This window comes from Pokkaliibacter plantistimulans, assembly GCF_003194385.1.
GTDB lineage: Bacteria > Pseudomonadota > Gammaproteobacteria > Pseudomonadales > Balneatricaceae > Pokkaliibacter > Pokkaliibacter plantistimulans.
Genome location: NZ_LAPT01000055.1, coordinates 1 through 17,025, shown reverse-complemented (window position 1 = coordinate 17,025; position 17,025 = coordinate 1). Strand labels below are relative to the sequence as shown.

The following is a 17,025-nucleotide window of genomic DNA, read 5'->3' as shown; positions in this document are numbered from 1 at the left end:
CACTCTATCTATAGCTATTCGCTGACCGCAGAGGTCTTTATTCTTCTGCGTACCAGCCACTCTCCGGCAAGTAGAATGCCGATCAGTGCATAGGCCAGCACACCGTTATACACACCCCAGATTTGGTCACTCATGAATACTGTTGCCAGGGCGACGACCCCGTTACACGCAAAGAAGCCAGTCCAGACCCAGGTCACACATCGGGTATAACGCACCCCCTCTGCAGATAGATTCGGCTCCTTGAGGCGGGCAATACGCTCAATCATGCTGTGCTTCTGGCGCAGGCTCAGCGCAAACAGCATCAGCATCGAAACATTCATCAGGACCGGATAAAGCTTCAACGTCTGGGTTGGGGACAACCACAGCACCAGTGCTACGGCGATAACCAGGGCCAGCAGCAATACTCGCCGCTCGACGACATCACGACTACTGCATGCCCGCCACAGTAGCAACGCGAACATCAGTGGCAGCAACCACGCAGCGGTGACCTGCCTCAGCAGGAAGTACACCAGCAGCGGATAGCACAGCGACACTATGATCAGCAGCGTTTTGAGCATTTTAGGCGGTGGTCCCGTTCACCAGCTTATCCACCTCCACCACGACATCCTGCACAGTACGCACAGATTTGAAGTCTTCTGGCTTGATGCGCTTGCCGGTAATTTTCTGCAGCTCAACCACCAGATCAACGGCGTCAATGCTGTCAATATCCAGATCACTGTAGAGATTGGCCTGCAGGTGAATATCTGCTGCATCGACCTCAAACAGCTCCTGCAGAATGGCACTGATTCGCGCAAAAATTTCCTCACGACTATTCATCACACTTGGCCCTTAGATGCGTTGGCTGGAGACCAGATCAACCAGCGCATTGACGCTAGCGAAATGCTTACGGGTATCTTCTGAATCGGCATTAAGTTTTATGCCGTAACGTTTTTGCAGTGCCAGCCCCAACTCCAGTGCATCGATGGAATCCAATCCCAAGCCATCCCCGAACAGAGCTTCAGCATCAATAATGTCAGCCGGAGCGATGTCCTCCAGGTCAAGCACATCGATGATCATATTCTTCAGTTCCAAGTGCAGACTGCTCATGGACAGAAACCTCTTGATTGAAATAGTGGGTTAAATCTCTTGCCAGAGTACGCGCAGAACGCGACGTCACTTCATCATCCAGATAGGGAGCGACAGCAATAGTGGGTTTAATCTGCAAGGTAAAATGCACGCGCTCATCCGGTACCTCGTACCACCGGTCTTCCTTAGTCAGGGTGGTCGGACTGCAGTGGATGATTACCGGGGTAATGTCGGCTCGGCAACGCAGTGCAATCTGTGCAGCACCCCGTTTCAGGCTCAGTGAGGCTCCCGGCGTAGTACGAGTACCTTCAGGGAAGACAATCAGTGTGTCGCCTCTTGCCATCGCCTGAGCGGCCGTCTCGATGACATCTTCGCCATCTTCATTGAGGATGTAACCGGCTTGTTGAATTGGGCCACGCGTCCAAAGATGGCGAGTCAGACGCCCCTTAACCACACAATTGGCATTGGGAATCAAGGCGATAAGAAACACGACATCCAGTAGCGATGGATGATTGGCCAGAACCAACGAGGCCCCTTGCAAACGCTCCTGATCCTTTACTGAAAAGGTCAGAACACCTAAAAGACGCATAATCAGGATGTAACAGCGAAAGGTACGGTGTATCACACACTTAGCCCGTCGTTGGCGTTGCTGTGAAGTACCCGGTAGCAACCTGAGCAAAGGAAATACCACCAGACTCAGCAGCAGCCCCCCAACACCAAACAACAGAAAGCTGAATGCCGTCCCACACCAGCGCCAGATGCGTCCCAACATGGTCATGGCAACCCCTCCTCTCGGCGCGTCAGCACCCAGCCGGGAGATCCAGCTTGCAGAGACAGCCTAGTGACCACACCTTGCAATAGCGGCAGTAAAGCAGGACCTGATGAGTATGCTGGAAGCGCAACTTGCATAGCTTGCTGCAGCAGATATCGATCACCTGAAGTGCCAGAGATCTCAGGTCGCTCCAACAGTAACGCCAGGGCCCATGGGTCCGTGGGAGCATCCTCAATCGCTGGATACAGAGCGGGTAACGGCAAATCACACAGTACACACAACACGCGTGGTGCATCTTGCAGTTGAGCAGATGCCTCTAACAACGCTGCCAGCAATAGATTGTCTGCCGCTGCAACAGCGGTCACAGCACTTGTGTCGCCCCGAGCAATCGACAGTATTCCTGCTACTGCGTTATGTACCGACATACTGAACGAAGCAGGAGACACATCTCCACCGGAGGCCAGAGCTTGCAGCAACTCAAGAGTTCGGTGTGCATCACCGTGACGTGAGGCAAACACAACCGGTATTGACTCGTCAGGGGAGATCAGCTCAGTCGACGTGGTCGCGGCTAATCTTCCAAAGGCTGACAACCTACGACGCAGCATGGCAGGAAAAAGCCCGGAGCCCGCTTCTTGAGTACAGGAGTCTGGCTTATTGAGCTCACAGATGCCGGATACATTCACAGCCCAGCTATGTAGATTGAATTCAAGCAAGACTTACGGCCCCAACCTGTACGTCCCTGTTGTCTTAGGCCCTCGCCCAGCAATCAGCAACTGCGATCAAAAGAGTAAGAAATAGAAAAGCAAGCCTAGCTTTAGTAAAGAATCCAGGCGGAGTATTTTTGCGGAGCGCGATTGTAACCACTTTTACAATCTATTGAAACAAAATTACATAAAAGAGTTTCAGATTGTTCGAACTCTGTGAGTTCCTTATAATCCGGGGCCTCCAAGCTAATACGAGAAAGGATGCTGCGGTGAAACTTGCCCACTTTATTACCCCACTGGCCATGTCGGCTCTCATTGTCTCCTCTCCAATTGCCATGGCCCGCGATACCAAGCATATGCTGCCTCTGGCCAGCGCCATGCAAAGCGCCGACTTCAAAACCAAGTTGGATCCCAGTATTCAGCTCTACTTTGGCAACCAGAAACACGGCCAGGTGACCAAGCAGCTACTGGAGGGAGTGGTTACCAATAAAAAGACCAATGCCGTAGGTAAAACCGATGAGGCGGCCTGCCAATGGGCGTTGTTGTCAGCCTTGATATCATTGCAGGATCGCGCCAAAAAAGAGGGCGGTAACGCGATTGTCAACATTCATAGCTATTACAAGAAGAATGAAGTCAACAGTCCTTCAGAATTCGAGTGCCATGCTGGTGGAATCATGGCAGGGGTCGCGTTAAAGGGCGATATCGTCAAACTGAAGTAGTCAGCTCCCCCTGGGATCGATTGGGCGGCAAGCACCTTGCTGTCGCCCATAGTGACGACCTCAAACAGCACTGCAGCTTGCTCATTCCTGTCATTTCCTCATCGGCAGCTCTTGCTTGCCATCACCGCAGCAGGCAAAGAAAAACCACCTCTGTTAATCGAGCACTACGCCATGTCTGACTCATCAGCACACTACCAGCCTATCTCCTGTGATCTGCACGACTATCTGGAAATCGCCTGCATGCGCGGCTACGTGCTGCTGGTCGAGCTGACCGATGGCAGCCGTTTTGAGGCCAAAGCCATTACCACCCTCGTCAATGCCGACAAGGAAGAATTCTTGCGCCTGCGCGGCGCCACGGGTGATCAGGATATTCGTCTGGATCGGCTTGCCGCCATCACACCGCAGGCTGCCAATGCCGGATTTGGGCGCGTGCGACTGGCAGGCAGTGTCTGCCAGTTTTAGCAGAGGGCAGACTACACGGCGTCAGGCTGCTGCTCCGGTGCCGCCTGAATAAAGGCATCCAGCTGATTGCAGTGGTGATAGATGTTCTGCATACGCGGGTAAGACGTCATGTCCAGTCCGAACCGGTAAGCGTTGTATAGTTGCGGGATCAGGCAGACGTCCACCATATTGGGCTGTTCACCGCCGGCGTAGGTCGAGTCAGGTAACTGGGCTTCCAGCACCCTGAATCCCTGATGTAACCAGTGGTGATACCAGGCCGTTTTTTCTTCATCGCTGCGCCCCAGCGGCCCGACCAGATACTTGAGAATACGCAGGTTGTTCAGCGGATGGATATCACAGCTGATCTCCATACACAGGCTGCGCACCTGCGCCTGCTGCCAGCTATCGTCGGGATATAACGGTGCCTGCGGATAGGTCACCTCCAGCCATTCCAGAATCGCCATGGACTGGGTCAGGACGCGGCCATCCCCTAGCCGCAGGGCCGGTACCAGCCCCTGTGGATTGACCTGCAGATAGGCCTCGCTGCGCTGCTCGCCCTTGAGCAGGTTGATCGGGGTGATGCGGTAGTCAATGCCTTTCAGATTCAGCGCGATGCGCAGGCGATATGCCGTCGATGAGCGGAAATAGCTGAACAGCTCTAGGTCAGCAGCCACGGTCTGCATGTAACCGATCTCCCTATAATTAGTTTCACTTAAAACTTATTTTTAGTTTCGCGTAAAACTATCCCTAATACGGCCAGGGTGCAAACACAACACGCAACCCGACAGCTATGCTTTATAGTCACGGCAAAATGGTCACGGCAAATCCTGCGATCAGAGTCCGCTGCTTATCAGAGAAGTTATCATCGGAGATCAGCAGCAACAGGTACTGACCCTCATCCAGCCTCGGGCCCAGTGCCAGCCCTTCAAAGTTGTCCAGCGGCACGTTGAGATCGTCTGCCAGATCAGCCACTAGTCTCTTACTGGCTGGCACAATTTGCTGGTTGCCCCTGATGCTTTTCAGCGTATTGATGTCGGTCGCCCCCGCCAGAGACACCTCGTACAGACGAATCCGGTTGCCCGCGCCTTTGACGTAAGTGCGTTCCAATGCCAGTAAGGTACCCTGATTGTCCAGTGCCAGCATGTCGGCAAGACCGATAGAGCCACCGGATACCGAAGTCCCCGTGGGCGGAATCACCGGATCGATGTCGTAACGGTATTGATGCAGCAAACGGCCATCGGCCAGAGCGTATTGCAGAATGCGCGCCGGGCTGCCATGCGTCTGGGTAGACTCCTCGCCGTCCTGTTTGAGCGCTGTTTCGGTTGCGGAATACAGGGTGGCGCGGTCTGGTGTTACCGTCAGGCTTTCAAAGGCGTCATTATTACGAATCCCCTGATTAAGGCGGTCAAACACCGACGCCGGCCAGAACGTCGTGGGCATCGGCAGTGACTGCTGCCAGCGCCCCTGCAGGTCGTAACCGTTAATAAAGGGAGCAATCTGGCGGATGCCATCCCCCTCTGAGGACACATAAACGCGATCACTACCGGTCAGCGCGATGCCCTCCGGGTCCAGCGCATTTTCTGCATAAGGCTTACCGTCACGATCAAGCAAGGTGGTAAAGCGCTGCCACTGCACACTGGCATCCGTCAGCCTGCCATTGAACAGCTGCACCGTGAAAGTATAGAAGCGCGCTGGCTGGCGCTCACTGCGGTCATCACTGATAGCAACAAAATGCTGCTGCTCGGCAGACCAGCTCAGGCCGGACAGCCCTCCAATGGTGGTGCCCTGAAATTGCGTCAGATAAGGCACATGGGCCTGCCCCAACGGCGTGATAGAGGTAATACTGGCCGCCTGCGCACAGGAGGCCACCAGCAGCAGGCTGAGTGAAACGCCACTGACCAGCCTTGAGACAACAGGTATCCGTTTAGCACTGCGTGATTCACGTCTCATTGAGATGCCTCCTTAGCTCGGTACTCATCCTAACACCCGCCTTTGACATAAAAAGTGCAGAGGTAATCTGGCAAACGGTTGTGACGGGAGGTTGTCAGTGATCACGACACCGCGCCTTCAGATGCGATGCTCGGGGCAACTCATATCGGCCAATAAAATTCAAAATATTTCCGCCAATTACAAAAGACTTACAAATTGACACTCTTTATACTCGCGACACCGAGCTGAGAACCGGCTCTCTTCTGACACATGGATGCTGCAATGACTCAAGATGAATTTGAGCGACGCGTTACCGCGCTGGAAAAGCAAGCTCAAGCCAACCCGACAAGCTACAAACTGCGTGTATTTTTGCTGGCACTGGCAGGCAATGCCTACTTGCTGGCCATTTTAGCGCTCCTGCTGGTAATGACTCTGGCTGTGGCCCTGTCAGTTGCCAAACTGCATCTGATCGGAGTGAAACTGCTGATTATTGTCGTGCCACTGTTATGGCTGACGCTGAAGGCCATGTATATCAAGGTACCTCGCCCTCAGGGAATGGAAATCAGTGCGGCAGATGCACCAGAGCTGTTCGCAATGATTGATAGCATTCGCACCGCACTGCGTGCCCCTCGCTTTGACCACGTGCTGGTCACTGATGATCTGAATGCAGCCGTTGTGCAATCTCCCCGTCTGGGCATTTTTGGCTGGTATCGCAATTACCTGATTCTTGGGTTGCCACTGATGCATACGCTCACGCCGGAACAATTCAAGGCAGTTCTGGCCCACGAATATGGCCATTTATCAGGTGGCCACGGCCGTCTGGGTAATTGGCTTTATCGGCTAAGGTTGCGCTGGAGTCAGCTGCTAAGCCAGCTGGAAGGTGTGGAAGGCTGGGTAACCTACTTGTTCAAGCCTTTCCTGTCCTGGTTTATTCCCCGCTTCAACGCCTATTCCTTTCCGCTGGCTCGGGCCAATGAGTACGAAGCTGATGCAGTTGCCGCCCGACTGACCTCACCTGCCGCCCTGGCTCAGGCGCTGACAGGTGTACAAGTCGCCAATAGTTATATGCGTGAACGATTCTGGCCAGACATCCACCGCCAGGCTGAGCATACCGCCTGTCCTGCGGCACAGCCTTTCAGCGAGTTTGGCTTGAGCATCAGGCAGCAGCTGACTTCAGACTATGAAGGTTGGATTGCGGACAATTTGCGCCAGCAAACTACGTTCGACGATACCCATCCTAGTCTGCAGGACCGACTTCAGGCTTTTCAGGCGACAGCCCAGTGGATCCCGCCGGCATCCGGAAACAGTGCCCTCGAACTGCTTGGGGCAATGAAACAGCCGTTACTGGATCACTTTGACCAGCAATGGAGCGCCGATGTAGCAGAGCATTGGAAAGAACGCTTTGAGACAGTTCAGGAGGCCAGACAACAGCTGGCCACACTAAATCAGCGTGTGAGTGATGGCGAAACTCTGAGCCCTCAGGAACTTTATGATCGCGCCCAGCTGACTGCTCATTATGAAAACGATCTGGCAAGTGCGACTGCACAACTGCGTGCCCTGAATGAGCAACTGCCTGATGACCTGCAAGTCGCTTTCGCCCTTGCTCAATTATTGTTGCGCAACACCGAGGAACAGGGTGTTGAACTGATGCATGAGGTCATCAACAAGGATCCGGAGTTCATGATCGGTGGCTACCGACAGTTGGCGCAGTACTTCTGGCAATTGGGTCAGCATGAGGTTGCTGCCGATCTGTATGACAAGGTTAGACAGCGTGAACATGATGAGTATTTCGCCCACAAGGAGCGAAACCAGCTGCATGTCAGCAGCACCTTCCTGCCCCATGAACTGGGGGAGGCCAGCATTGCCGACCTTCAGCAACGACTACGTAAAATTGAAGGTCTGACCAACGCCTTTCTGGTCCGTAAAAAGGTGTACTTCTTCCCTGAGCGCCCTTGCTTCGTACTGGGATACAAGGTTGCTACCAAGTTTGGCCTCTTCGATAAGAAGCTGGCACTGTCGGTACTACAGCATCTGCAAGTCATGGACTTTCCCGGCGAGGCCATCCTGATCAATGTCGAAGGTGACAACAAAGCCTTTGCCAAACAACTCAAAAAAGTCGCGGGCAGTCGTCTCATCTGACTGGCGATGATGACAAAAGGCAGAGAGGTACACATCGGTATTCTTCTCTGCCTGACTTCATCTCTGCCCTGTCTTCGCGTTTTATAGAATTACTCTCCCTTCTGCTCCAGCCCTACGTCCTTCCACAACACTCTGGGGATATGCCGACGCAGCAGGAGCTCACTGACCTGCTGCTGAGCCTGTTGTCGCCGCAGCCGCAGAAAGCCCAGCGCACACAGGGCACTGAAAAGTGCCGCCAGCACAAAAGTCAGGGCAACATTGAAGATCACCAGCAGACTTCCCAGAGCGACGGCGAGAATTTCACAGGCGACGGTCAAGCCACGATACAGCCCCATCGCCTGCCCCTGCTGCCGGGCCGAAGCGGCTTTGGAAACCGCCACCGCCGTCGCCAGCTCGCCAATCGTCATGCCGATACCGGCAGGCAGAAACGTAAGTGCCAGCCCCCACAGCTGTTCAGGGAAGATAAACAGCAACACACCGAGCGCCATCACACTGTGCCCGACAATACCCAGCGTGGTGTTGTCAAAGCGACTGGCCATGCGGCTGCCAAGCCAGGAGCCGAGCATCATCGGCATGCTGACCAGCACGGCGCAGTGAGCCAGCTCTACCGGTGAATAGGTGAAGCGATCAACCAGCCACATGTTGAAGTACGTGAAATACAGCTGCACCGTGGCATAGCTCAGCACCGTGAGGATAAACAGCGGGCGCAGGTGGGCGGCCACCAGCAGCTGCCAGTTACCTTGCTGGGGCACTGACGGCGTAATGTCCGGGTCGCTGCTGACGACAGTACGCTGACCTTCCTGCAACGCCAGCTGCGCAAAGAGCGCATTCAGTAACACCAGCCCGGCGGCAAGCCAGCCCACCATGCTGAACTCACCGGTCCAGCTCGCCACATAGCCGCCAATAATGGGGCCGACCACCCAGCCCAGATTCATCGCAATACTGAGCAGGGCAAAATGACGCGGCCTTTCCTCATGACTGCTGATATCCGCAGCCATGGCCTGAGCAATGGCCACATTGCCACAGAACCAGCCTTCGATCATGCGGCCCAGCAGCATCACCAGCAGCGAGTCCTGAGCCATCCCCAGCGCCATGACCAGATAGCCCGCCGCGACGCCCAGCAAAGACAGCAGCAGCATGGATTTGCGTCCATAGCGGTCGGACATTCGCCCCAGCCAGGGGGCACCAAACAGCTGCAACAGCGGATAGACAGCGATCAGCACGCCCAGCCAGATTTTCCTCTCCACATCCGTCACCGACAGCGGAAAGAAGCCGGATTGCGGCTCCAGTAACAGCGGTGCAAAGACCGGGGAAGGCAGGCTGAAACCCGCTACGGACAGAAATACCGTGACAAACAGCACGGCCATGGTGGGCGAGATCAACAGGCGCCGATACCCGCGTACAGGCTCATTGGCAGGCGATGACGCTGATTGTGGTGCTGACATGGATGGACTCCTTCATCCAGTACTGACAGATCATGGTTACCCGCTCATCGTCTGGGCCATTCTGGCCCGACAGCGGAAACCCTCCAATTAAATAAAGTAAATTGTTTATTTATTAGAGCCAGCACCCGCCATTAAGTAAAGCGTTTTATTGCTTTAATACTTCCTGATCACCATAATGCCTTCATCCACCACCGCACGGGAGCCCATCATGTCCGCTACCCTCAAGCTGGAACCCTTACTGAAGATGCTCGACAGTGGCCGTGACTCGCCGCTGTTACGCATGAGCATTGCGCTGGCACTGCAACAGCAAGGTGACCTGAACCTTGCCCGTCAGCATCTGCAGGCCGCACTCGACGCCGATCCGCAGTACGCTGCCGCCTGGCGACTGCTTGGCCTGCTGGCCATGGAACAGCAGGACCATCCGGCCGCTGAACAGGCCTTCAGCACCGGGCTGGAGGCCGCCGCCCAGCGCGGTGACAAGCAGCTGGAGAAAGAACTGACGGTACGCCTGAAACGTGTGCGCAAAGCGATCGCTGATGCCACTACACCGTCCTGATGCAACCCACCCATCACACTGGAAAGCGAACCCCATGAGTACAGACCATGCCCTGCCCCCTCAGGCCAGCGACGAAAAAATCATCTATCTGCTGAAAACGCAGGGGGAAATGAGTGCAGCTGAGCTGGCCGAACGGCTGTCGATGACGTCCATGGGCGCACGACAGCATCTGCAGGCACTGGAACAACAGGGGCTGGTGACCTATACAGACCGGGCGGAAGGCCGCGGTCGCCCGCGCCGCTGCTGGTTTCTGACCGATGCCGCCTGGCAGCGCTTTCCTGACCGGCATGCCCAGCTGACCGTCACCTTGCTGGACAGTATCAGTCAGCTGTTCGGCGAAGCCGGTCTGGATCAGCTGATCAGCCAGCGTGAGAAGGACAGTGAAGCCGACTACGTTAAGGCGCTGGCAGAGTGCACCGATCTGGAAGCACGTTTGCAGGCTCTGGCACAGCGGCGCAGCGAAGAAGGCTATATGGCGCAATGGCAGGTCGAGCCGGACGGCAGCTATCTTCTGACTGAGCATCACTGCCCGATCTGCGCCGCGGCCAGCCGCTGCCAGCAGTTCTGCCGCTCCGAACTGGAGCTGTTCAGACGCCTGCTGGCTCCCGCCCGGGTAGAGCGCAGCCAGCATTTGCTGAGTAACGGCAGTCGCTGTATTTACCGCATTACTCCCTGAAGGAAATCATCGCTTGCATCACCCCTACTTTTGATAGATCTATCAAAAAAATCCGCACCAAATTGATAGTTTTGATAGCGACCAATCCCCTCATATTGCACCTCAGAGTGCACTGATTAGACTCTCACCCCACAACATCAGTGAATAAAAACAGTAAGAAGCTGAACCTCAGCACTCTGATAGCTGCCCCCTCTCAAAGGCAATTCAGCTATCAAAAATCGATAGACATTGAATATGGCGACGACCAAGGTGTGATCTCAGTGCGCATGCTCCATGAGAGCCCGCATTGCCATCAGCACTCACCGCCCTAACGTCAAAGGACGCCAGCAACGATGTCCATAACACCCACCATGACCGATGTCGCCCGCGAGGCAGGTGTCGGTGTCGCTACCGTTGACCGCGTTATCAATAAACGCGCAGCGGTCAAGCCCGCCACCCTGCAGCGGGTACTGGAAGCGGCGGAACGTATCGGCTTCAGACGCACCAATCTGATTCGGCGACGTGCGGAAGAACCTGCTCAGGGATGCCGGATGGGCATTATTCTGCAGAAGCGTTCAACGCAGTTTTACGCCGATCTGGGGGAAGCCATTGTGACCACGGCAACCGCCCACGAATACCGCAACGACAATGTCAGAGTGGTGTTTCTGGAGGAGCTGGTGCCGCGGCAGATCATTGAACAGATGCACCGGCTGGCGCAGGAATGCGACGTACTGGCTATCGTGGCAGCAGACCACCCGCTGATCAGTCAGGCTATCGACCAGCTTTCACAGCAGGGTATTCCGGTGATAGCGCTGATTTCTGACCTGACGGCGGAACACTGTGCAGGCTACGTCGGACTGGACTACCGCAAGGTGGGCAGGATGGCCGCCTGGACCCTGACCAAGCTCGGCCCGGATAGCAGCAAGATCGGGCTGATGATCGGCAGCCACCGCTATCAGAATCAGGAACAGAACGAGATGAGCTTTCGCGCCTACCTGCGCGAGTTTGCTCCTGAGGTACAGGTACTGGAGACCGTGATCAGTCTGGAAGACATTCCGCTGGCCAAGGCGTCAACAGTGGAAATGCTGGAGATGCATCCTGACCTTGGTGCGATCTATATCGCCGGAGGCGGTATTGAAGGGGTGTGCGAGGCTCTGCGTGAATATCAGCTCCCGCAACAGCTGATTGTGATCTGCATGGAGCTGACGGCAGCGACTCGCGTCGCGCTGGCGGATGGCACCATTGATGTGGTGCTTTCACACCCACTGGAACTGGCTGCTGGCCGCCTGCTCAAGGCGATGAAAGAAGCCACCCGTCATCAGGGTCAGGGTTCGCTGCAGCATACCTTGCCGTTTTTTACCTACACCGCGGCGAATATCTGACTCTTCGGACAGATAGCACCGCCAGCGGAAGGCAAACGGGATACCTGCCAGCCAGTATCTGACAGGGCAATAACAACAAACTTCAACATCAGGCTTAGCTATCTGAAGGAGCCGCACATGTCCGATATCGCCATCAGGTTTTCGCTGAACCACATGATCTGCCCCGGCCTGACAGCTGAACAGCTGATTGACGCCGCCGCAGGTCTCGGTGTGGATGCGGTTGAACTGCGCAACGACGTGCAGGAAAACAGTGTCACCGAACTGCAGCGCGCCACGGCGATCGGCGAATACGCTCGTGCCAGAGGCATCAGGGTACTGAGCATCAATGCGCTGTATCCCTTCAACGTCTGGAATGACGAGATGGCCGCCAAAGCGGAGAAACAGGCGCAGCTGGCCAACGCCGCCGGTGCCATCGGTCTGGTCATGTGCCCGTTCAACGAAAATGGCCCGTTCGCCAGCGTGGATGACATCAAGACGGCCCTTACCGGCCTGCAGCCCATTCTGGAAAGACACGGCCTGCAGGGTTTTGTCGAAGCACTGGGCTTCCCCTTCTCGTCCATGCGCACCAAGCGTGTTGCTGTGGACGCCATTGAAGGGCTGAAAGCACAGGGCCGCTTTGGTCTGGTGCACGACACCTTCCACCACAAGGGTGCCGCAGAACAGGAAATGTTCCCCGCCCTGACCGGTCTGGTACACATTTCCGGTGTTGAGGATCCGGCCATTTCCTTCAACGACATGCTGGATGCCCACCGCGTGCTGGTTGGCCCGCAAGACCGTCTGGATAACATCGGCCAGATCAAGCAGCTGCTGGCCACCGGCTACACCGGCTACTTCTCGTTCGAGCCGTTCTCTGCCGAAGTCTGGGATCTGCCCGACCCCATCGCCGCCGTCAAGGACAGCATGGACTACATTCGCGCCCGCCTGGCCGAATAACCCCTTATTTAACAGGCTGTTGAAAAACGTTATCGAGGCAGCCGAGACAAGGAAATACCCCGAGGGCACAAGAAACAGGCGAAAAAGCGGAGTTTAGTGGACTAAATGAGCATTTGACTCGCTCCGCTCGCCCCTTCGGGGCCGTGCTAAAGCACGTTCAGCCTTTGGCTGTGAGCCTGTTTTTGACGCGGTATTCGGCAACGCAGATAGATTTTCAACGACCTGTTATGTGATGTAACCGTATTTGCGCTTCCCTCCTGCTCATCACCGATGAGCAGGATAGGGATTGGCTTGCCAGAATTTACTGGCTGCCGGTTGCGGATACCCTAATCTGGCCGTTGCCACAGGTAACAAGTAACAGGCCACAGACCGTCGAGTGAGGACTACAACAATGAAAATCGCCATCGACCCCTACATGCACCGTCATCTGTCCCTGCCTGAAATCTGCCGTCTGACCAGGGAACTGGGCTACGACTATATAGAGCTGTCGCCCCGCGCTGACTTTCTGCAGTGGTGGACTCGTCCACGGGTGTATCCGGAGCGTCTGCATGCCTTCAAAAAGGCCCTGAAAGATCATGATGTCGGTCTGGCGACCCTGCAGCCCATGTACCGCTGGTCCAGCCCCTACCGTGATGAGTGGGAAATGGCGATGGACAACTGGAAGCGCACTATCGAGATTGCTGTCGAAATGGATGCCCCGCTGCTGATTTCCGAATTTGGCCGAGGCGGTTCACCGGAGCGCTCAGCCGCCGACCGCAGCGGCACCCACACCGCAGAAGCCTGCGAGAATGCCTTCTGGCGCAGCATGGACGTACTGGTCCCGATTCTTGAGCGTGAAGGCCTGACACTCAGTGTCGAACCTCATCCCGAAGACTGGGTGGAACAGATCGACCCGGCGGTCAACATCATCAAGACCATCAATTCCAGCGCGGTGAAGTGCTCCTACATCGCCCCGCACAGCTTTTACTACGGGGATGATCTGGCCCAGACCATTCGCGCCACTCAGGGCGTGCTGGCCCATGCCCGCGTGGCTGACACCTTTAACCACAAGGGATCGTCACAGCTGCGCTACATCGTTAATCCGCCCGGCTCCACTGCCCGTGTGCACCAGCATCTGGACATGGGTGAAGGTGAAATTGACTGGGATGTGTTCTTCAGGACCCTGCATGAAATCGGTTTTGACGGCGTGCTGTCCAGTTGCGTATTTGCCTGGGAAGAACGTGCCGAACAGTCCAGCCGCTTCATGCGTCAGGAAATGCAGCGCTATATCGACAAGTACTGGAAATAAGCGACGCACGGCAGATCGTGTATTCAGCTCCCTCTTTTTTCTATTTAAAGCCGCGCTCAGTGACAGCGCGGTCAACAAGGAATCCATCATGACCATCAGAATGGGTGTTATCGGAACCGGCGCCATCGGCGCTGACCATGCTCGTCGTATCGCTCAGACCCTGACCGGTGGTCAGATCGTGGCCGTGACCGACGTGAACCTGGATCAGGCCCGCAAGGTCGTCGACAGCCTGAACCTGAATGCCACTGTCTATGAAAATGGCCACGAGCTGATCAAGGCCGACAACATAGATGCCATTCTGGTGACCTCCTGGGGTCCTACCCATGAAGAGTTCGTTCTGGCAGCGATTGCCGCAGGCAAGTACGTGTTCTGTGAAAAGCCACTGGCCACCACCGCTGAAGGCTGCATGCGCATCGTTGAAGCCGAGATCGCCGCTGGCAAACGCATGGTGCAGGTCGGCTTCATGCGCCCCTACGACAGTGGCTATCGTCTGCTGAAACAGGCCATTGATGAAGGCAGTATCGGCCAGCCACTGATGGTCCATGCCGCTCATCGCAACCCGACCGTACCGGAAGCCTACGTTACACCAATGGCGATTGTAGATACCCTGATTCACGAACTGGATGTGTTCCGCTGGCTGCTGAATGATGACTATGTGTCTGCTCAGGTGCTGTATCCACGCGCCACCCGCCATACCCACAGCAAGCTGAAAGATCCGCAGATCGTACTGCTGGAAACCGCCAGAGGTATCCGCATCGATGTGGAGATCTTCGTCAACTGCCGTTACGGCTATGACATTCAGTGCTCGGTAGTCGGTGAAGAAGGCATTGCCAACCTGCCCGAACCGCAGAGCCTGCTGGTACGCAAGGACGCCAGGCTCGCCACCACCATTCTTACCGACTGGAAACAGCGCTTTATCGCGGCCTATGACGTCGAACTGCAGGACTTCCTCGACGGCGTCCAGAGTGGCACGTTGCGCGGCGCTTCCTCATGGGATGGTTACGCTGCCGCCGTTGCGGCAGATGCCTGCGTCAAAGCACAGGAAAGCCAGCAGATCGAAGCCATTACCATGCCTGCACGCCCGGCGTTCTACGGCTGAGGGGGGCGGTAACCCATCACGCTCTGTGTTTTCTCCTGTTACCCATATTGATCAGGCGCGGGCACCTGCCTGATCACTTTCACAACCGGCAGGCGGCTCCTGCCGGTTGTTTTTACCTTCTCTGCGCGGAGCAGCGCAGATCACTGCCATCAGTGTTGACCGGCACAGCTTGCCCGGCGACACCAGTTCTTTGACAGCATGTATCCTTTGACAGCATGTATCCTTTGACAGCATGCGTTCGGTCTGCGGCACCTCAGCCACACAATGTGGCTACAGTGTGCACTCATGCCCGTTAATCCAGCGCAAAATCAAAATGAAATATCTATTCCATTTCCACTGATATTCGCAGCCAACACCCATCAATTCAGGTCAAACTTTCCCTATAGTCAGCCGGCGTCTATGCTTGTCTTGACCTCGACACCGACCTGACCACACCGATCAAAAGTCAGTAATGACGCAGGTTTCAGCCGCGCAAGCTGATTCTGGAAAGACGTCACTCGCGCAATGGAATAAAAATTCCATCAATCAAAAAAAACATTGACAATTTTCCATTTCAGGCGCACCTTTATGCCTGTCAACGGTTGACCGTCTTATCGTCAGCGATGTTGCCATCCAGCAACTTCACTCACTCGAAGTGACTGCTGGGATCTCCTGGTGAGCATAAATACAACAAAGAACGTAACTGGAGTGACTCGACAATGAATACCAAAAAACTGCTACTGGCGCTTTCCATCTCCGCAATCAGCAGCACCTCAGCCATGGCCAGCACCCTTGGGGTTTCCATGGCGTATTTTGATGACAACTTCCTGACCATCGTTCGCAACAACATGTCTGATGAGGCGAAAAAGCAAAGTACCGAGATCAACTTTGAAGATGCTCAGGGTGACATCGGCCGTCAGGTCAGTCAGATCCAGAACTTCATTGCCTCCGGTGTTGACGCCATCATCGTCAACCCTGTAGACAGCGCCGCCACCGGCAAGATGATCAAGCTGGCTACCGAGGCCAAGATTCCTCTGGTATTCGTCAACCGCAAGCCCGATTCCGACAAGCTGCCTGAAGGCGTTGCCTTTGTTGGCTCCAACGAGCTGGATTCCGGCACCCTGGAAATGCAGGAGCTGGCCAAGCTGGCCGGTGAGAAAGGCAACGTGGCCATTATGGTCGGTGAACTGGGCACCAATGCGGCCCAGTTGCGTACCAAGGACGTTGAAGACGTCGTCGCCAAACACCCTGATATGAAAATCGTTGAGAAGCAGGTAGCCAACTGGTCACGTAACGAAGCCATCGACCTGATGACCAACTGGCTGACCAACGGCACCAAGATCGACGTCATTGCCGCGAACAACGATGAAATGGCCATCGGTGCCATCATGGCGTTGCAGCAGGCGGGCGTTGATCCCAAGCCCTACTTCATCGGTGGCGTTGACGCTACCCCTGATGCACTGACCGAAATCGAAAAAGGCAACCTGGATGTAACGGTATTCCAGGACGCTGCTGGTCAGGGTGCAGGCTCGGTAGATGTGGCTCTGAAAATGGCCAAGGGTGAGAATGTGGAGCAGTGGAACTGGATCCCCTTCCAGCTGGTTACCCCCGAGAACTACAAGCAGTTCATGAAGAACTAAGCTTCTGCTGAACTGACCTTTGCGGACCGTTGAAAAACATGAGCGAGGCAGTCGAGACAAGGAATACACAGGCAGAAAAGCGGAGTTTAGTGAACTAAATGAGCATTTGACTCGCTCCGCTCGCCCCTTCGGGGCCGTGCTAAAGCACGTTCAGCCTTTGGCTGTGAGCCTGTTTTTGACGCGGTATTCGGCAACGCAGATAGATTTTCAACGACCTGTTAAAACGCATCGCTACCGGACTACTCCAGCAACAATAAACCCTCTGGCAGGATGGCCTGA

General features: G+C 55.3%; 18 protein-coding genes. 10 read left to right on the top strand and 8 right to left on the bottom strand.

The window, feature by feature from the left end; translation table 11 throughout:
* Positions 1–14: 14 nt before the first annotated feature.
* From WH50_RS12150 to WH50_RS27270, 5 genes are read right to left on the bottom strand one after another with little or no spacing between them, the layout of a single operon-like run.
* Positions 15–557 carry a COG4648 family protein gene (locus tag WH50_RS12150; RefSeq protein WP_110187545.1) on the bottom strand — a complete coding sequence of 181 codons (543 nt, stop codon included), beginning with the start codon at positions 555–557 and terminating at the stop codon, positions 15–17.
* Between the two features lies 1 nt (position 558).
* Entirely contained in the window at positions 559–816 is a 258-nt protein-coding gene (locus tag WH50_RS12145; protein WP_110187544.1) for an acyl carrier protein, read from the bottom strand.
* Positions 817–828: 12 nt separating this feature from the next.
* Entirely contained in the window at positions 829–1,086 is a 258-nt protein-coding gene (locus tag WH50_RS12140; protein ID WP_110187543.1) for a phosphopantetheine-binding protein, read from the bottom strand.
* Positions 1,037–1,843 carry a lysophospholipid acyltransferase family protein gene (locus WH50_RS12135; RefSeq protein WP_243410092.1) on the bottom strand — a complete coding sequence of 269 codons (807 nt, stop codon included), beginning with the start codon at positions 1,841–1,843 and terminating at the stop codon, positions 1,037–1,039. Before WH50_RS12135 ends, WH50_RS12140 begins: the two co-directional genes overlap by 50 nt.
* Entirely contained in the window at positions 1,840–2,520 is a 681-nt protein-coding gene (locus tag WH50_RS27270) for a beta-ketoacyl synthase chain length factor (protein WP_412053329.1), read from the bottom strand. Before WH50_RS27270 ends, WH50_RS12135 begins: the two co-directional genes overlap by 4 nt.
* A gap of 290 nt (positions 2,521–2,810) precedes the next feature.
* On the opposite strand from WH50_RS27270, the gene WH50_RS12125 reads away from it, so the two are divergent.
* Together WH50_RS12125 and WH50_RS12120 are read left to right on the top strand one after the other, a co-directional pair.
* Positions 2,811–3,260, top strand: coding sequence for an excinuclease ATPase subunit (locus WH50_RS12125; protein ID WP_243410091.1), 450 nt, complete (start codon positions 2,811–2,813; stop codon positions 3,258–3,260).
* Positions 3,261–3,431: 171 nt separating this feature from the next.
* Positions 3,432–3,722, top strand: coding sequence for a Rho-binding antiterminator (locus WH50_RS12120; RefSeq protein ID WP_110187605.1), 291 nt, complete (start codon positions 3,432–3,434; stop codon positions 3,720–3,722).
* Between the two features lie 11 nt (positions 3,723–3,733).
* Here WH50_RS12120 and maiA read toward each other — a convergent pair whose 3' ends face one another.
* Positions 3,734–4,384: a maleylacetoacetate isomerase gene (gene maiA / locus WH50_RS12115; RefSeq protein WP_110187541.1), complete on the bottom strand. Its 651-nt coding sequence runs from the start codon at positions 4,382–4,384 to the stop codon at positions 3,734–3,736.
* A 118-nt stretch (positions 4,385–4,502) separates the two neighbouring features.
* Positions 4,503–5,651, bottom strand: a complete 1,149-nt coding sequence (locus WH50_RS12110; protein ID WP_110187540.1) for an esterase-like activity of phytase family protein — start codon at positions 5,649–5,651, stop codon at positions 4,503–4,505.
* 261 nt (positions 5,652–5,912) lie between these two features.
* Here WH50_RS12110 and WH50_RS12105 point away from each other — a divergent pair, with 261 nt between their 5' ends.
* Entirely contained in the window at positions 5,913–7,769 is a 1,857-nt protein-coding gene (locus WH50_RS12105; RefSeq protein WP_165838407.1) for a M48 family metallopeptidase, read from the top strand.
* Positions 7,770–7,858: 89 nt separating this feature from the next.
* On the opposite strand, the gene WH50_RS12100 is transcribed toward WH50_RS12105, so the two are convergent.
* Complete coding sequence (locus WH50_RS12100) at positions 7,859–9,214, bottom strand: MFS transporter (protein WP_110187538.1); 1,356 nt, start codon at positions 9,212–9,214, stop codon at positions 7,859–7,861.
* Positions 9,215–9,422: 208 nt separating this feature from the next.
* Here WH50_RS12100 and WH50_RS12095 point away from each other — a divergent pair, with 208 nt between their 5' ends.
* From WH50_RS12095 to WH50_RS12060, 7 genes are all read left to right on the top strand, one after another.
* Entirely contained in the window at positions 9,423–9,770 is a 348-nt protein-coding gene (locus WH50_RS12095; protein ID WP_110187604.1) for a tetratricopeptide repeat protein, read from the top strand.
* Between the two features lie 34 nt (positions 9,771–9,804).
* Positions 9,805–10,446: a helix-turn-helix transcriptional regulator gene (locus WH50_RS12090; RefSeq protein ID WP_110187537.1), complete on the top strand. Its 642-nt coding sequence runs from the start codon at positions 9,805–9,807 to the stop codon at positions 10,444–10,446.
* A 332-nt stretch (positions 10,447–10,778) separates the two neighbouring features.
* Positions 10,779–11,807, top strand: a complete 1,029-nt coding sequence (locus WH50_RS12085) for a LacI family DNA-binding transcriptional regulator (protein ID WP_207780281.1) — start codon at positions 10,779–10,781, stop codon at positions 11,805–11,807.
* 117 nt (positions 11,808–11,924) lie between these two features.
* Positions 11,925–12,740: a TIM barrel protein gene (locus WH50_RS12080; protein WP_110187536.1), complete on the top strand. Its 816-nt coding sequence runs from the start codon at positions 11,925–11,927 to the stop codon at positions 12,738–12,740.
* A 391-nt stretch (positions 12,741–13,131) separates the two neighbouring features.
* Positions 13,132–14,028 (top strand): sugar phosphate isomerase/epimerase family protein, encoded by an 897-nt coding sequence (locus WH50_RS12075; RefSeq protein ID WP_110187535.1) that lies wholly within the window; start codon positions 13,132–13,134, stop codon positions 14,026–14,028.
* A gap of 88 nt (positions 14,029–14,116) precedes the next feature.
* Entirely contained in the window at positions 14,117–15,127 is a 1,011-nt protein-coding gene (iolG, locus tag WH50_RS12070; protein WP_110187534.1) for a bifunctional inositol 2-dehydrogenase/D-chiro-inositol 1-dehydrogenase, read from the top strand.
* A gap of 698 nt (positions 15,128–15,825) precedes the next feature.
* Positions 15,826–16,746, top strand: coding sequence for a sugar ABC transporter substrate-binding protein (locus WH50_RS12060; RefSeq protein WP_110187532.1), 921 nt, complete (start codon positions 15,826–15,828; stop codon positions 16,744–16,746).
* The last annotated feature ends 279 nt before the right edge of the window (positions 16,747–17,025 follow it).

Excerpts from the sequence above, each read along its gene's own strand:
- WH50_RS12150 (WP_110187545.1), bottom strand. The coding sequence starts at position 557 with ATGCTCAAAACGCTGCTGATCATAGTGTCGCTGTGCTATCCGCTGCTG.
- WH50_RS12145 (WP_110187544.1), bottom strand. The coding sequence starts at position 816 with ATGAATAGTCGTGAGGAAATTTTTGCGCGAATCAGTGCCATTCTGCAG.
- WH50_RS12140 (WP_110187543.1), bottom strand. The coding sequence starts at position 1,086 with ATGAGCAGTCTGCACTTGGAACTGAAGAATATGATCATCGATGTGCTT.
- WH50_RS12135 (WP_243410092.1), bottom strand. The coding sequence starts at position 1,843 with ATGACCATGTTGGGACGCATCTGGCGCTGGTGTGGGACGGCATTCAGC.
- WH50_RS12120 (WP_110187605.1), top strand. The coding sequence starts at position 3,432 with ATGTCTGACTCATCAGCACACTACCAGCCTATCTCCTGTGATCTGCAC.
- maiA (WP_110187541.1), bottom strand. The coding sequence starts at position 4,384 with ATGCAGACCGTGGCTGCTGACCTAGAGCTGTTCAGCTATTTCCGCTCA.
- WH50_RS12110 (WP_110187540.1), bottom strand. The coding sequence starts at position 5,651 with ATGAGACGTGAATCACGCAGTGCTAAACGGATACCTGTTGTCTCAAGG.
- WH50_RS12105 (WP_165838407.1), top strand. The coding sequence starts at position 5,913 with ATGACTCAAGATGAATTTGAGCGACGCGTTACCGCGCTGGAAAAGCAA.
- WH50_RS12100 (WP_110187538.1), bottom strand. The coding sequence starts at position 9,214 with ATGTCAGCACCACAATCAGCGTCATCGCCTGCCAATGAGCCTGTACGC.
- WH50_RS12095 (WP_110187604.1), top strand. The coding sequence starts at position 9,423 with ATGTCCGCTACCCTCAAGCTGGAACCCTTACTGAAGATGCTCGACAGT.
- WH50_RS12090 (WP_110187537.1), top strand. The coding sequence starts at position 9,805 with ATGAGTACAGACCATGCCCTGCCCCCTCAGGCCAGCGACGAAAAAATC.
- WH50_RS12085 (WP_207780281.1), top strand. The coding sequence starts at position 10,779 with ATGTCCATAACACCCACCATGACCGATGTCGCCCGCGAGGCAGGTGTC.
- WH50_RS12080 (WP_110187536.1), top strand. The coding sequence starts at position 11,925 with ATGTCCGATATCGCCATCAGGTTTTCGCTGAACCACATGATCTGCCCC.
- WH50_RS12075 (WP_110187535.1), top strand. The coding sequence starts at position 13,132 with ATGAAAATCGCCATCGACCCCTACATGCACCGTCATCTGTCCCTGCCT.
- iolG (WP_110187534.1), top strand. The coding sequence starts at position 14,117 with ATGACCATCAGAATGGGTGTTATCGGAACCGGCGCCATCGGCGCTGAC.
- WH50_RS12060 (WP_110187532.1), top strand. The coding sequence starts at position 15,826 with ATGAATACCAAAAAACTGCTACTGGCGCTTTCCATCTCCGCAATCAGC.